Raw genomic sequence first — 13,850 nt, 5'->3', positions numbered from 1 at the left:
TGCGAAGGAGCCGATCACGTGACAGTGGTGACCGCGACGAAGCGGTCGGCGCAGGGCGCTCCGCGCGCCGACGGGGCCTTACGGCCGCCCGACCGCGGGGCCTGGTTCCTGGTGCTGCCCGCGCTGATCCCGATCCTGGTGCTGAGCGTGGGCCCGCTGCTCTACGGGATCCTGCTGGCCTTCACCGACGCCCAGTCGGGGCGGACCGAGCCCACGGAGTGGATCGGCGGGCTCAACTTCCAGGATCTGCTGCACGACACGCTGTTCTGGGAGTCGTTCCGGATCGGCCTGGTCTGGGCGGTCGGGGTGAGCGTCCCGCAGTTCCTGCTCGCGCTCGGCCTCGCCCTCCTCCTCGACCAGGACCTGAGACTGCGCTGGCTGGCCCGCGCCCTGGCGATCATCCCCTGGGCCATGCCCGAGGTCGTCGTCGGTGTGATGTGGCGGCTCGTCTACAACCCGGACGCGGGCGTCCTCAACGAGACCCTGCGCGACCTCGGTCTCGGCGACGGCCGCGACTGGCTCAGCGGCCTCGGCACCGCCCTGCCCGCGGTGATCGTGGTCGGCGTCTGGGCGGGCATGCCGCAGACCACGGTCTCCCTCCTCGCCGGCCTGCAGAACACCCCGCGCGAACTCCACGAGGCGGCCGCGATGGACGGGGCCGGCGCCTGGCGGCGCTTCTGGACGGTCACCTGGCCCGCCCTGAGGCCGGTCGCGCTCGCGATCACCGCCCTCAACTTCATCTGGAACTTCAACTCGTTCGCCCTGGTCTACGTCCTGACCAGCGGAGGACCCGGCGGCCGTACCCGCCTGCCCATGCTCTTCGCCTACGAAGAGGCCTTCCGTTACGGCCAGTTCGGCTACGCGGCGGCGATGGGATGCGTGATGGTCGCGGTGATCTCGGTGCTGCTGGCTCTGTTCCTGGTGGGCCGGCTCAGGGGAGGTGACGACGCGTGAGGACCAGTACAGGCGGCCGTGTCGGCCAGTACGCGGCCCTGCTCGGGTATCTCGTCTTCCTCGCCTTCCCCTTTCTCTGGCTGGTCTCCACCGCCTTCAAGTCGCCCCGGGAACTGGGCAGTCTGCACCCCACCTGGATCCCGAGGGACCCCACCCTCGACAACTTCCGGCAGGCCTTCGACGAGCAGCCGCTGCTGCGCGCCGCGGGCAACTCCCTGCTCGCCGCGCTCGGCGCCGCGCTGATCGCCGTACTGATCGCGACTCCGCTGGCGTACGTCATGGCCCGCCACCGCACCCGGCTCGCCAGGGCCGCCACGGGCTGGGTGGTCGTCGGCCAGGCGTTCCCGCTCGTGCTGGTGATCATCCCGCTGTTCCTGGTGCTGAAGAACCTGCGCCTGATCAACTCCCTGGCGGGGCTGGTGATGGTGTACGTCGTGTGGGCGCTGCCGTTCGCGCTGTGGATGCTGGTCGGGTACGTGCGCGCCGTGCCCGCGGAGCTGGAGGAGGCGGCGGCGGTGGACGGGGCCGGGCGGTTGCGGACACTGGTGTCGGTGACCGCGCCGCTGCTGGCGCCGGGGATCGTGGCGACGGGCCTGTTCGCGTTCATCACGGCGTGGAACGAGTTCTTCTTCGCGCTGGTGCTGCTGAAGACGCCCGAGAAGCAGACCCTGCCGGTCGTCCTCACCCACTTCATCGGCGCGGAGGGCGTCGCCGACCTCGGCCCGCTGGCCGCGGCGTCCTTCCTCGCCACCCTGCCCTCACTGGTCGTCTTCGCGATCATCCAACGGCGGATCACGGGAGGCATGATGGCCGGGGCGGTGAAGAGCTGATGCGCGTCAAGATCGCCGGCGTTCTCGCGCTGGCCCTGCTGCTCTCCGGCTGCACGGGCGACGACAGTGGTTCGCAGGGCGGACGCGTCACCCTCCGCTTCCAGTCCCTCGCCTGGCAGCAGGAGTCCGTCGAGGCCAACCAGGACCTGGTCAAGGAGTGGAACGCAGGCCACCCGGACGTCAAGGTCGAGTATGTCCAGGGGAGTTGGGACAGTGTCCACGACCAGCTCCTCACCTCCTTCGAGGGCGGCGAGGCGCCCGACATCATCCACGACGCCTCGGACGACCTCGCCGATTTCGCGTACGGCGGCTATCTCGCCGATCTCACCGATCTGCTGCCCGAGCGGCTCAGGTCGGACATCCCGCAGCGCAGTTGGGACACGGCGACCTTCGGGGACGGGATCTACGGCGTCCCGTTCCTGCAGGAGCCGCGGGTGCTCATCGCCAACTCGGCCCGGCTGAAGGAGGCGGGCGTACGCATCCCGACCCCCGAACACCCGTGGAGCTGGCCGGAGTTCCGGCAGATCACCGAACAGCTCAGCGGCGACGGCCGGTACGGCGTGGCCTGGCCGCTCAAGGAACCCGTCTCCGCCACCCTCAACCTGTCCCTGTCGGCGGGCGGACAGCTCTTCCACCGGGGCGCGGACGGCAAGGTGACCGTCCGCTTCGGGGCCGCCGACGCGGTGGTGCCGCGCACCATCCACGATCAGGCCGGCACCGACCGCAGCGCCTCGCCGACCACTCTCGGCAGCGGCGGCTCGGACACCCTGCCGGGCTTCTTCGGCGGCAAGTACGCGATGGTCCCGCTCGGCTTCTCGTACCGCCAGCAGATCACCCAGCAGGCGCCGAAGGGCTTCACCTGGCAGGTGCTGCCCGCCCCGGCCGGCGCCGACGGACTCACCCAGGGCGTCAGCCCGCAGACCCTGTCCGTGGCCGAGGACAGCCCGCACAAGAAGGAGGCCGCCGAGTTCATCGACTTCCTGCTCCGGCCCGAGAACATGGTCCGGCTCGCCCTGGGCGACTGGATGCTGCCCACCGGCACCGAGGCCCTCAAGGACCCCGCCCTGCACACCGCGAAGGACGGCTGGGCTACCGGCACCGCCCTCGCCGCCCATCTGCGCCCGGCGCCGGCGCAGTCCGTACGCGGCTACCCGGAGTGGAAGGACAAGGTGGCCACGCCCGCGTTCCAGGAGTACTACAGCGGCGCGATCGACCTCGGTGAGCTGCGGGAACGACTGGAGGAGGACGGCAACCCGGTGTTGGCCCGCTACCAGCGCTGAGCGTCGCGAGCCCGGGTCAGGAGACGGCGGGTCCGGTGACATAGCGGCCCTTCTCGTCGTACGGCCAGACATTGGGCACACAGCCGTTCATGCCCTTGATCTGCTGCATCATCGCGGGCGCCGGCTGTCCCTTGCCGGGGCAGCCGACGTGGCCCTGGCCGAGGAAGTGGCCGACCTCGTGGTTGATGATCAGTGCGCGGTAGGCCGTGACGTCCTTGGCGTAGACGGGAGTTGCCAACTCCCAGCGCTTGAGGTTCACCATCACGTTCTGGCCCACGTTGCAGTTGACCTCGCCACCGGTGTCCAGCCCGTACTGTCCGCAGATCTTGTCCACCGTCCCGGGCGTGGCGACCCGGACGGCGAAGTCGGTGGTGCCGCTCGACACCCGCTGGAACGCCGAGCGGCCGTCCGCCGTCCATCCGCGCCGGTCGGCCAGGATGCGCTCGACCTCCGACGCGACCTCCCCGGAGGACAGGTCGAGGCCGTCCTCGACGTCGACCCGGTAGCGCAGGGTCTTGCCCTTCCCCACCGTGCCGCTGCCGCCGGACGCGGTGGTGAATGTGCCAGGCCCCGAGGTCGGGATGTCGGGCTGCGAAGACTGGTCGGACGGGCCGGCGGATGAACCGGTGGAGGAACTGGTGGATGAACTGGCGGACGGACGGGGCGGCGTGGTGCTGGCGCTGGGCGTCGGCCGAGCGGAGCCGGGGCTGGACTCCGCGCTCTTCGTGGGTACGGACCGGGCGTCGGTGTGCGTGCCGCCTGTGCCGGGAGACGCCCAGCCCACGGCCGCGAACCCGGCGGCGCCCAGGACGGTCAGCGCGGCCAGACCTCCCCACAACGGCCTCTTCCGTCCGCGCAGGGGTGCATGCGACGGGCCACCCCGATGGCGACGGGTGTTGGAAGGAGGTGCTTTGTGCGCGGTCATGGTTGTTCAGATTGTGATCGCGATGTGATCGGTTCTGGCCCGAACCGTAACGAGACGGTAACGGCCTGCCGGATGCGAGCCCGTGTGATCATCCGGTAACAGAGTCCCGAACGGGCTGACGGTGTACGGATACTGAGTGCATGCCACGCGTTCTGCTGATCGAAGACGACCCTGCCGTGCGGGAGGGCGTCGCCCTCGCCCTGCGCCGGCAGGGCCATGAGGTCGCCGCCGCCGAGACCGGGGAGGACGGGCTCGGGCAGCTGCGGTCCTTCCGGCCGGACGTCGTGGTGCTGGACCTGATGCTGCCCGGGATGTCAGGCCTGGACGTCTGCCGGGGGATGCGCGCCCTCGACCAGACCCTGCCGATCCTCATGGCGACCGCGCGGGGCGACGACGAGGACATCGTCGTAGGGCTGGAGGCCGGAGCCGACGACTACGTGGTGAAGCCCGTGCAGGCCAGGGTGTTGGAGGCGCGCATCCGCGCCGTTCTGCGCCGGGCCTCCGGGGCGCCCGCCGAGGGCGGCATACCGAAGATCGACACCTATGGAGACCTGACCATCGACCGGGCGGGACTCTCGGTCGCCCGGCAGGGCACACCCGTCGCACTCGCACCCTCCGAACTCAGGCTGCTGCTCACCCTGTCCGCCTCGCCCGGCCAGGTGTTCAGCCGGCAGCAGCTCCTGGAGGCGGTCTGGGAGCACAGCTACCACGGGGACGCGCGCCTGGTGGACGCCTGCGTCAAACGGCTGCGCGCCAAGATGGGCGAGCCACCGCGCGAGCCCCGCTACATCCAGACCGTGCGCGGCTTCGGCTACCGGTTCGCGTCCCGGTGACAGGCTCCGAGCGGCGTTCGGCGGGGGGCTCGCTGAGAGCCCGGGTCCGCGTACCCCAACTGCGCGGTCTGCGCGTGCGGTTGGTCGTCGCGTTCACCCTGGTCGCCGTCCTCACCGCCGCCTCCACCGGTGCCCTGACCTTCCGTGAGGCACGCACCGGCGTGCTCCAGCAGAGCCAGGACGCCGTGATCAAGCTGCTGCGCGCCCAGGTCGCCAGGCTCGCCCCGGAACTGGACTTCCCGCCGGGCGAGAGTGAACTGCGGCGGTTCGCTCTCGACGTGGCCGGCGGCGAACCGTCCGGGATCTGGCGCGTCCTGGTCGACTACGGCGACCTGAGCGTCACCTCCGCCCCCGACGATCCGTTCGAGGAGCTGACGCCCGCTCTGCGGTCGGCCGTGGACACCAGTTCGGCCACCGTCTTCCAGCGGGTGAACAGCGGCGACCACACCGCACTCGTCGTCGGTATGTCGGTCGCCTACGCCGCCTCCGACACGGGGCGCACGGTCACCTCCGGGATCCAGGTCTTCCTGGCCGTGCCGCAGACCACCGAACTGGCGTACGTCGACGCCCTGGTCTCCGCCGTGGAACGGGCCACCGTGGCCGCCCTGGCACTGGCGGTGCTGCTCGCGCTGCTCGCCGCGCGCGGGGTGCTCCGCCCGGTACGGGCGCTGCGCCGGGCGACCCGCAGCATCGCCGAGGGGCGGCTGGACACCCGGCTCGCCGTCGACGGGTCCGACGAACTCGCCGATCTGTCGCACACGTTCAACGAGACGGCCGCCGCGCTGGAGGAGTCGGTGGCGGACCTGCGCGGCATGGAGGCCCGGGCCCGCCGTTTCGCCGCGGACGTCTCGCACGAACTGCGCACCCCGCTGGCCGCCATGTCGGCGGTCACCGACGTCCTCGACGAGGACGCCGACCGCCTCGACGCGGACACCGCCACCGCGGTCCGGCTGATCAGCGAGGAGACCGTGAAACTGGCCCGCCTGGTGGACGACCTGATGGAGATCTCCCGCTTCGACGCGGGCGCGGCGGTGCTCCACCTGGACGAGATCGACCTCGCCGAGTCACTGCGGCGCACCCTCGCCGCCCGCGCCTGGACCGACCTGGTCGACACCGATCTGCCACCCCCCGACGCCCTGCGCGGACGCGTCGACCCCCGGCGCCTCGACGTCGTCGTCGCCAACCTGGTCGGCAACGCCCTGCGGCACGGGGCGCGGCCCGTCCGACTGCGCCTGTACGAGGAGGAGAAGCCGGGCGCGGAACGGCTCGCGGTCATCGAGGTGCTGGACAGCGGGCCCGGCATCCCCGACAGCGTGCTGCCGCATGTCTTCGAGCGTTTCTACAAGTCCGACGTGGCCCGCACCCGCACCGAGGGCAGCGGCCTCGGCCTCGCGATCACCACGGAGAACGTCCGGGTGCACGGCGGCACCGTCCGCGCGGCGAACCGACCGGAGGGCGGCGCGGCCTTCACCGTGCGACTCCCGCTGCGGTACGACGAGTTGGCCGACGAGGGGCGGCCGTGAAGCCCGTACGCCGATCCGGGCGTCCCCCACGACGGTCCGCGCACGCCCTACGACGGTCGGCGCTGCTCCTCCTCCCGGCTCTGTGCGGGCTGCTCGCCTCCTGCGGCATCCCCGCGACCGGCGTGGTGGAGGCGGGCGGTCCCGCGAGCGGGGTCGCGTCGAACGTACGGGTGTACCTGGTGCTGGACGGAGCCCTGATCGGCGTCCGCCGGGCAATCGTCGCGCCGGTCGACGTCGAGTCGGCCCTGCGGGTGCTGCTCCAGGGCCCCACCGACGCGGAACAGGCCAAGCGCATCACCACGATGCTGCCGCTGCCGATGGCCCTGCCGACATCGGCCCGCATCCCCCCGGCCGCGACCGGTCAAGCCGAGGCGCCCCAGGAGGCCGTTGCGCGCAAGGCATTGAAGGTGACGGCGCGGGACGACCGTGTCCTGGTCGAACTGTCCGTCACGGAAGGGGAGTTGACCAATACCGCGGCAACACAGATGCTCTGCACCGCTCTCGGGGCGCAGCGCGTCGCCGACCCCGGGGGCGATCCCGTGCCGGTGACCGTCATGACTCCGGACGGCCGACGGTTCGAGGGGGCCGGCGCGCGGTGCCCCGACGACTGAGAGTCGACCCGCCCGAAAATCAAATTGAACGAGACGTATCGTCTCACGTACGGTCACTCACATGACCAGTCGCCGCGCACACATCGCCATGTTCTCCATCGCCGCCCACGGCCATGTGAACCCGAGCCTCGAAGTGATCCGCGAGCTGGTGGCGCGCGGCCACCGGGTCACGTACGCGATTCCGCCCGTGTTCGCCGAGAAGGCCGCCGGAGCGGGAGCCGAGGTCAGGCCGTGGCACTCGACGCTGCCCGGTCCGGACGACGACCCGTCGGCCTGGGGCAGCACCCTGCTGGACCACGTGGAACCCTTCCTGGCGGACGCTATCCAGGCGCTGCCGCAGCTCATCGACGCGTACGAGGGCGACCAGCCCGACCTCGTGCTGCATGACATCACCGCGTACCCGGCCCGGGTCCTCGCCCACCGCTGGGGCGTGCCCGCGATCTCCCTGTCACCGAACCTCGTCGCGTGGGACGGCTACGAGGAGGAGGTCGCCGAACCGATGTGGGCCGAGCCGAAGAGGACCGAGCGCGGCCAGGCCTACTACGCCCGCTTCCAGGCCTGGCTGGAGGAGAACGGCATCACCGAGCACCCGGACCCGTTCGTGGGGCGCCCCGCTCGCTCCCTCGTGCTGATCCCGAGGGCGTTGCAGCCGAACGCCGACCGGGTCGACGAGAGCGTGTACTCCTTCGTCGGCGCCTGCCAGGGCGACCGGGCCGCCGAGGGGGAGTGGACCCGGCCCGCCGACGCCGAGAAGGTCGTCCTCGTGTCGCTGGGATCGTCGTTCACCAAACAGCCGGACTTCTACCGGGAGTGCGTCAGGGTCTTCGGCGAACTGCCCGGCTGGCACCTCGTCCTCCAGATCGGCAGGCACGTCGATCCCGCCGAACTGGGTGAGGTGCCGAGCAACGTCGAAGTACGGTCCTGGGTCCCGCAGTCGGCGATCCTGAAGCAGGCCGACCTGTTCGTCACGCACGCCGGTGCGGGCGGCAGCCAGGAAGGGCTGGCCACGGCTACTCCGATGATCGCCGTACCGCAGGCCGTGGACCAGTTCGGCAACGCGGACGTGCTCCAGTCGCTCGGCGTGGCCCGTCACCTCCCCACGGAGAAGGCGACCGCCGAGGCGCTGCGGGCGGCCGCCCTCGCGCTGGTGGACGACCCCGAGGTGGCCCGACGGCTGAAGGGCGTCCAAGCGGAGATGGCCGAGGAGGGCGGCACCCGGCGCGCGGCCGACCTCATCGAGGCCGAACTGCCGGCCGAACTGCCGGCCGAACTGTCGGCCGAACTGTCGGCCGAACTGCCGTAACACCACGCACGGCAGAGGACCCGTTGGCTCCCCGGTGACCAACGGGCCCTCAGTCATGGAGGGTTCACACCCTCAGGGGGATCAGACCCCCAGCCGCTCACCCTCGTCGTTCCGCACCGCCGGCCGGACCACGGCCTCGGGCGCCTCGTCATGGGTGAGGTCGGGCAACCGGTGCAGCCACTTCGGCAGGTACCAGTTGCGCTCGCCGAGCAGCGCCATCACGGCCGGCAGCAGCACACCCCGGATGATCGTCGCGTCGATGAGCACCGCGGCCGCGAGGCCGACGCCCATCTGCTTCATGGACTGCATGGACAGCGTCCCGAAGATCGCGAAGACGGCGACCATGATGACCGCGGCACTGGTCACGACACCGGCCGTGGTGACCACTCCGTGCTGGATGGCCTCGTTCGTGGTACGGCCCCGCAGTCGCGCCTCGCGGATCCGCGAGACCACGAACACGTGGTAGTCCATCGACAGGCCGAACAGGATCACGAAGAGGAACAGCGGCAGCCAGGTGATGATGGCGCCGACGCCCTCCGCCCCCACCAGCGACGCGCCCCAGCCGTGCTGGAAGACGCCCACCAGGATGCCGTAGGCCGCACCGACGGACAGCAGGTTGAGCACGATCGAGGTGATCGCGATGGTCAGCGAGCGGAACGACAGCAGCATCAGCGCGAAGGCGAAGACCACGACGAAGGCGAAGACCGGGATGACGGCTCCGGCCAGCTGGTCGTTGAAGTCCTTCGACCCGGCGACCTGACCGGTGATCGGCGCCTCGACGCCGTCGACCTTGCCGAGCGTGGCCGGCCGCACCTCGTCACGCAGCTTGTCCAGGTTCTCTCCCGCCTTGTCCAGGTCGGAGCCGCCGATCAGCGGGACGTACACATAGGCGACGTTCTGCGCGTCGTGCAGCTTGATCTCGACCGGGCCGCGCGAGGCGCCGGACGCGACCGCCTCCTTCTTGAAGGCGGCGAGCGCGTTGGTCACCTCGGGGGCGTTGATGTCGTTCGCCCTGACGATCACCTCGGCCGGCTCGGTGCCGCCCGGGAAGGCCTCGTTGACCCGGTTGTACGTCTGCACGATGGGCAGCGAGTCGCCGAACTCCTGGTCCAGGGTGAGGTTCTGGGTCTTCATGCCGACCGCGGGCGCCGCGATCGCCAGCAGCGCGCCGGCCGCCACGACGACGGAGACGACGGGCTTGGCGAGTACGCCCTTCAGAACGGCCGTCCAGAACCGGCTCTCACCATTGCCGCCGCTACGGCGCCGACGGCGCAGGAAGGGGATACGGCCCTTCTCGACCCGCTCGCCCAGCAGGGACAGCAGCGCCGGCAGTACCGTCACCGACCCGACCATGGCGACCGCCACGACCATCAGCGAGGCCAGGCCCATCGCCTCGAACTCGGCGAGCCCGGTGAACAGCATGCCCGCCATCGCCACGCACACCGTGACACCGGAGACGATGATCGCGCGACCACTGGTCGCGGCGGCGACCCTGAGGGCCGTCTGCGCGTCCCGGCCGGCCTCGCGCTCCTCGCGCTCGCGGCGCAGATAGAACAGGCAGTAGTCGACGCCGACGGCCAGACCGACCAGCAGCATCACGGAGTTGGCCGTGTCGCTCATCGGCATCACATGGCTGACGATGCCCATCAGACCCATCGTCGCCATGATCGCGGTGACGGCCAGCAGCACCGGCAGCAGCGCGGCCACCAGCGCGCCGAACGCGATCAGGAGAATGCCGAGCGCCACCGGCACCGCGGAGTACTCGGCCTTCTGGAAGTCGTCCCCGAACGCGTCGTCGAACGTCTTCATCATGCTGGCGCCGCCGATCTCCTCGATCCGCAGCGACCCGTGCTCCTTCTGCACCCCCTCGACGGCCTTCAGCACCGGCTCGACCCGCTCGCCCGCGGTGTCCGACTCGCCGCGCATGTCAAACTGCACCAGCGCGCTGCGGCCGTCCTTCGAGATGGTGTTCGTGTCGTAGGGCGAGGTGACACCCGTGACCTTGCCCGTCCCCTCGACGGCGTCGACGACCGCGGTGACGGCGGCCCGGAACTCGGCGTCCGTGGCCTTGGTGTCGCCGTTCCTGGCCTGGATCAGCACCGTCTCACTGGCCGGCTCGTCGATCCCGGCATCCTCGATGATCTTGGCGGCGGTGTGTGTCTCGCCCTTCAGCTGGTCGCTGTCCTTGACGTCGACCCGGCCGGCCGCCGAACCGAGCCCCATCGCCAGGACGACGAACAGCACCCAGATACCGACGGCAGCCCATCGGTGCCGGGCACTCCAGCCGCCGGCCCGCGCGGCCAGGCCCCGCACCCGTGTATCTCCGTTCCCCATGACGGGCTTGCCCCCTCGTGAGCGGTGGCAGCCCCCTGCCGCCACCTTTCACTTCGAAGGTATGGCGTGGATAAAGCCATCACCTCGTGCTGCTCGGTGAGGTCCCGCCGGCGGGAATCATCCTCCTGGGTCCCCGCGTCTCCCCACTGGGTAGGACGGCGGCCCCCTACATCTACCTGGGTGTCCGGTTCGTCGGCAGAGCCCCGCTCTGTCATGACGAACACTTGTTGAACAAGTCACAGGTGTGTGGAGTGCTTGAACCGAGCCCTCCGTATCCGCCAGAGTTTCGGCCAGTCCGCATCACCGGACCCGGCCGTCGTGCCCACCCCCACGGGGCACGACGGCCCGTCCCGGCGTGACATCCACCGCCGGTTGACGGGTGTGGCGTAGGTCACCGGAACTCACCGTCCCGGACGGGCAGTTGAAGACGTGACCACAGATATGCGAACCCGGATACGGGCCGGGAGTCCGGACGCCTTCGCGGAACTCTTCGACGGCTGCGCCCGCGCGGTGTACAACCACGCCTTCCGGCTGACCGCCGCCATAGGCCGTCACGGGGTCGCGGTGGCACGGCAGAACGACACCGACGGCCAGCGCACCGAGTGGATCTTCGACAGGAAGACCCTGGAGCTGCTCGGCGATCGCACCGTCCAGGTCAAGGCCGACAAGGACGGGGAGTTCAAGGCCGGCACCGTCATGTCCACCAGCGCGATCACCCGGCGCGCGGTCGTCGACGGCAACCAGCAGACGCCCGGGAAGGCGAGCTGACGTGCGCCTCGGTTCCTCATCGGCGGCGCTGGCCGTCCTCCTGGTCGCCGCAGCGGTGACGGTCGCCTCGCAGGCGTCCCTCGGTTCCGGTCTCGGCGTGCGGACCGCGGACGCGGCCACCATGACCGGGTCGGCCGCCGGCTCCCCGGCTCGGTGACCATCCTGAAGGCAGATCTCCTCACCTAGGGCCTGACCGCCCGACGACACCGCCCCCGCCGGGTTGCCCCGGCGGGGGCCAGGAGCTGCCTATGGTGTGCGGATGACGACGACGTATGCGGCGCTGCTGCGCGGGATCAACGTGGGCGGCAGCAGAAAGGTCCCGATGGCCGACCTCCGCACCCTGCTGGAGAGCCTCGGCCACCACGACGTACGCACGTATCTGCAGAGCGGCCAGGCCACGTTCGCCAGTGACCACGGGGACGAGGAGTCGCTGGCCGACGAGCTCACGGCGGCGATCGAGAAGCGGTTCGGCTTCGCGGTCGACGTGATCGTGCGCGACCACGCCTACCTCAGGGCGATCGCCGACGCCTGCCCCTTCCCGGCCGCCGACCTGGAGGCCAGGCAACTCCACGTCACCTACTTCTCCGCTCCCGTCGACGAGGAACGCTTCGCCGAGATCGACCGGGCCGCCTACCTCCCGGAGGAGTTCCGGCTCGGCGACCGCGCCCTGTACCTCTACGCCCCGAACGGGCTGGGCCGCTCCAAGCTCGCCGAGCACCTCTCCAAGCCCCGGCTGAACAAGGGCGTGATCGCCACCAGCCGCAACTGGAACACCGTCCGCAAGCTCGTGGAGATGACCGGGTCGGCGTGACCTTCCCTACGCCGTCGTGGACGCGTCCAGCCGGGTCAGGTCGGACGCGGACAGTTCCACGGCACCGGCGTCCAGGTTCTCCTCCAGGTGCGTGAGGGAACCGGTGCCGGGCGTCGGACACAGCGCGGGGGAGCGGTGCAGCAGCCACGCCAGGGCGATCTGGCCGGGGCCGACACCGTGCGCGGCGGCGATGTCGGCGCACACCGGGTCCGAGGTCAGCGATCCGTTGCCCAGCGGGAACCACGGCAGGAAGGCGATCCCGCGCGCCTCGCACACCTTCAGCAGCGGTTCGCAGGCACGGTCGAGCAGGTTGTAGCGGTTCTGGACGGACGCCACGGACGTCAACTCCAGGGCCGCTTCCAACTGTTCGACGGTGACACTGTCGAGGCCGACGTGCCGGATCTTGCCCTCGGCGCGCAACTCGTCGAGCACACCCAGCTGTTCGGCCATCGGGACGTCCGCGTCCAGCCGGTGCAACTGGTACAGGTCGACGGTCTCCAGCCGCAGCCTGCGCAGACTCGCCTCGCACATCTCCCGCAGCCGCTCGGGCCGCCCGTCGACGTGCCAGGCGTTGTCGCCGGTGCGCACGACACCGCCCTTCGTGGCGATCACCAGCCCCTCCGGGTACGGGTGCAGGGCCTCGGCCACCAGTTCCTCGGCGATCGACGGGCCGTAGTTGTCCGCCGTGTCGATCAGCGTGACCCCGCGCTCCACCGCCCGCCGCAGCACCGCCACCGCGTCCTCCGGATCACCGCGTGGGCCCCAGTAGCCGGGACCGGTGAGCTGTGCGGTGCCGTAGCCGAGCCGCCGTACCGGCAGTTCCCCGCCCAGCGGGAAGGAGTCCTGGATCATTCGGCCGAGCCTACGCAGGAGCGCTCTGGCCGGACAGGGACAGGGCTGTCGCGTTTGTTCAAGAGCCCCGGGCGCGCCCTCCATAACGTAGGAGGCATGAACAACGACGACCTCTACCCGCACATGAAGGAATGCGCCGCCGAGGCGGCCCGCGTCGCACGTGGTGTCCCGGCGGCACGGTTCGACGAGCCCACCCACTGCCCGGACTGGGACGTCCGCGCCCTGGTCAACCACTGGGTCCTGTACACCTCGCACGGACTGGAGCACCGCGCCCTGCGCAGGCAGCTCCCCGAGGAGCTGGTCGCACGCGACTTCACCGCCGAGCCGGACTGGGCCGAGGCCTACGCCGCCCAGCTGGACCGGGCGGTCGCGGCCTGGGCGGACCCCGCGGTGTGGGAGGGCGAGGTGGACCTCGGCACGGCGGCCATGCCGGCCGTCGAGATCGCCTCGATGATCATCAAGGAGATGGCGGTGCACGGCTGGGACGTCGCCACGGCCACCGGCCAGGAGTTCCACGTCTCACAGGACGCGGCCCGCTTCGTCCTCGACGTCGTTCTCACCCACGGCGACCTCTACCGGCAGTACGACGGCTTCGCCGACCCGGTGCCGGTACCTGACGACGCACCGGCGTTCGAGCAGGCCCTCGCCGCGAGCGGACGCGATCCGCGACAGCGCGCCCTGGGAATGACGACGGGCGTCTGACGCCACATCGGCGTCGTCACGCGCTACGTCGGCGTCGTCACGCGCTACGTCGGCGTCGTCACGCGCTACGTCGGCGTCGTCACGCGCTACGTCGGCGTCGTCACGCGCTACGTCGGCGTCGTCA

At 70.8% G+C, this 13,850-nt stretch carries 12 protein-coding genes and 2 pseudogenes; 11 read left to right on the top strand and 3 right to left on the bottom strand.

Translation table 11 applies throughout. The features are described 5' to 3' along the window. Positions 1–18 precede the first annotated feature (18 nt). Genes AB0H86_RS01570 through AB0H86_RS01560 form a run of 3 tightly spaced genes read left to right on the top strand, consistent with a single transcriptional unit; the run spans position 19 to position 3,064 of the window. Positions 19–954 carry a sugar ABC transporter permease gene (locus AB0H86_RS01570; RefSeq protein ID WP_362431552.1) on the top strand — a complete coding sequence of 312 codons (936 nt, stop codon included), beginning with the start codon at positions 19–21 and terminating at the stop codon, positions 952–954. Next, positions 951–1,784, top strand: a complete 834-nt coding sequence (locus AB0H86_RS01565; RefSeq protein ID WP_362431550.1) for a carbohydrate ABC transporter permease — start codon at positions 951–953, stop codon at positions 1,782–1,784. Before AB0H86_RS01570 ends, AB0H86_RS01565 begins: the two co-directional genes overlap by 4 nt. Beyond that, a complete protein-coding gene (locus AB0H86_RS01560) occupies positions 1,784–3,064 on the top strand; it encodes a sugar ABC transporter substrate-binding protein (protein ID WP_362431547.1) in 1,281 nt (426 codons plus the stop codon). Before AB0H86_RS01565 ends, AB0H86_RS01560 begins: the two co-directional genes overlap by 1 nt. 16 nt (positions 3,065–3,080) lie before the next feature. Here AB0H86_RS01560 and AB0H86_RS01555 read toward each other — a convergent pair whose 3' ends face one another. Beyond that, entirely contained in the window at positions 3,081–3,902 is an 822-nt protein-coding gene (locus AB0H86_RS01555) for a DUF3152 domain-containing protein (protein WP_362431545.1), read from the bottom strand. 227 nt (positions 3,903–4,129) lie between these two features. Between AB0H86_RS01555 and AB0H86_RS01550 the strand changes: the two genes are divergently transcribed. The 4 genes and pseudogenes from AB0H86_RS01550 (at position 4,130) to mgt (ending at position 8,259) form a co-directional block, all read left to right on the top strand. Continuing rightward, positions 4,130–4,822 carry a response regulator transcription factor gene (locus AB0H86_RS01550; protein WP_362431542.1) on the top strand — a complete coding sequence of 231 codons (693 nt, stop codon included), beginning with the start codon at positions 4,130–4,132 and terminating at the stop codon, positions 4,820–4,822. A gap of 74 nt (positions 4,823–4,896) precedes the next feature. Next, positions 4,897–6,345, top strand: a complete 1,449-nt coding sequence (locus AB0H86_RS01545; RefSeq protein WP_362432242.1) for a HAMP domain-containing sensor histidine kinase — start codon at positions 4,897–4,899, stop codon at positions 6,343–6,345. Beyond that, positions 6,342–6,956 (top strand): hypothetical protein, encoded by a 615-nt coding sequence (locus tag AB0H86_RS01540; protein ID WP_362431540.1) that lies wholly within the window; start codon positions 6,342–6,344, stop codon positions 6,954–6,956. The genes AB0H86_RS01545 and AB0H86_RS01540 overlap by 4 nt, the downstream gene beginning before the upstream one ends. An 18-nt stretch (positions 6,957–6,974) precedes the next feature. After that, positions 6,975–8,259 (top strand): annotated as a pseudogene (gene mgt, locus AB0H86_RS01535) (macrolide-inactivating glycosyltransferase). Positions 8,260–8,340: 81 nt separating this feature from the next. Here the strand turns inward: mgt and AB0H86_RS01530 are convergent. Beyond that, positions 8,341–10,593, bottom strand: a complete 2,253-nt coding sequence (locus tag AB0H86_RS01530; RefSeq protein ID WP_362431537.1) for an MMPL family transporter — start codon at positions 10,591–10,593, stop codon at positions 8,341–8,343. A gap of 429 nt (positions 10,594–11,022) precedes the next feature. Between AB0H86_RS01530 and AB0H86_RS01525 the strand changes: the two are divergent. The 3 genes and pseudogenes from AB0H86_RS01525 to AB0H86_RS01515 form a co-directional block, all read left to right on the top strand. Continuing rightward, a pseudogene (locus AB0H86_RS01525) lies at positions 11,023–11,133 on the top strand (RNA polymerase subunit sigma); the annotation flags it as partial. A 229-nt stretch (positions 11,134–11,362) separates the two neighbouring features. Continuing rightward, complete coding sequence (locus tag AB0H86_RS01520; protein WP_362431535.1) at positions 11,363–11,518, top strand: hypothetical protein; 156 nt, start codon at positions 11,363–11,365, stop codon at positions 11,516–11,518. Between the two features lie 102 nt (positions 11,519–11,620). Then, the gene (locus tag AB0H86_RS01515) at positions 11,621–12,172 is read left to right on the top strand and encodes a DUF1697 domain-containing protein (protein ID WP_362431533.1); all 552 of its coding nucleotides are present in this window, start codon (positions 11,621–11,623) and stop codon (positions 12,170–12,172) included. A 6-nt stretch (positions 12,173–12,178) separates the two neighbouring features. On the opposite strand, the gene AB0H86_RS01510 is transcribed toward AB0H86_RS01515, so the two are convergent. Beyond that, on the bottom strand, positions 12,179–13,024 hold the full coding sequence (locus AB0H86_RS01510) for an aldo/keto reductase (protein ID WP_362431530.1): 846 nt from the start codon (positions 13,022–13,024) through the stop codon (positions 12,179–12,181). Positions 13,025–13,120: 96 nt separating this feature from the next. Here AB0H86_RS01510 and AB0H86_RS01505 point away from each other — a divergent pair, with 96 nt between their 5' ends. Beyond that, positions 13,121–13,726 (top strand): TIGR03086 family metal-binding protein, encoded by a 606-nt coding sequence (locus tag AB0H86_RS01505; RefSeq protein ID WP_362431527.1) that lies wholly within the window; start codon positions 13,121–13,123, stop codon positions 13,724–13,726. Positions 13,727–13,850: the final 124 nt, after the last annotated feature.

The organism is Streptomyces sp. NPDC050997 (assembly GCF_040660135.1).
In the GTDB taxonomy this organism is placed as follows: Bacteria; Actinomycetota; Actinomycetes; order Streptomycetales; family Streptomycetaceae; genus Streptomyces.
Note: the sequence above shows the minus strand (reverse complement) of the source record. Positions and strands in the feature narration are given on the sequence as shown.

What these genes read in the sequence shown, in the direction of transcription:
- AB0H86_RS01560 (WP_362431547.1), top strand. Translation starts at nt 1,784, where the DNA reads ATGCGCGTCAAGATCGCCGGCGTTCTCGCGCTGGCCCTGCTGCTCTCC.
- AB0H86_RS01550 (WP_362431542.1), top strand. Translation starts at nt 4,130, where the DNA reads ATGCCACGCGTTCTGCTGATCGAAGACGACCCTGCCGTGCGGGAGGGC.
- AB0H86_RS01530 (WP_362431537.1), bottom strand. Translation starts at nt 10,593, where the DNA reads ATGGGGAACGGAGATACACGGGTGCGGGGCCTGGCCGCGCGGGCCGGC.
- AB0H86_RS01515 (WP_362431533.1), top strand. Translation starts at nt 11,621, where the DNA reads ATGACGACGACGTATGCGGCGCTGCTGCGCGGGATCAACGTGGGCGGC.
- AB0H86_RS01510 (WP_362431530.1), bottom strand. Translation starts at nt 13,024, where the DNA reads ATGATCCAGGACTCCTTCCCGCTGGGCGGGGAACTGCCGGTACGGCGG.
- AB0H86_RS01505 (WP_362431527.1), top strand. Translation starts at nt 13,121, where the DNA reads ATGAACAACGACGACCTCTACCCGCACATGAAGGAATGCGCCGCCGAG.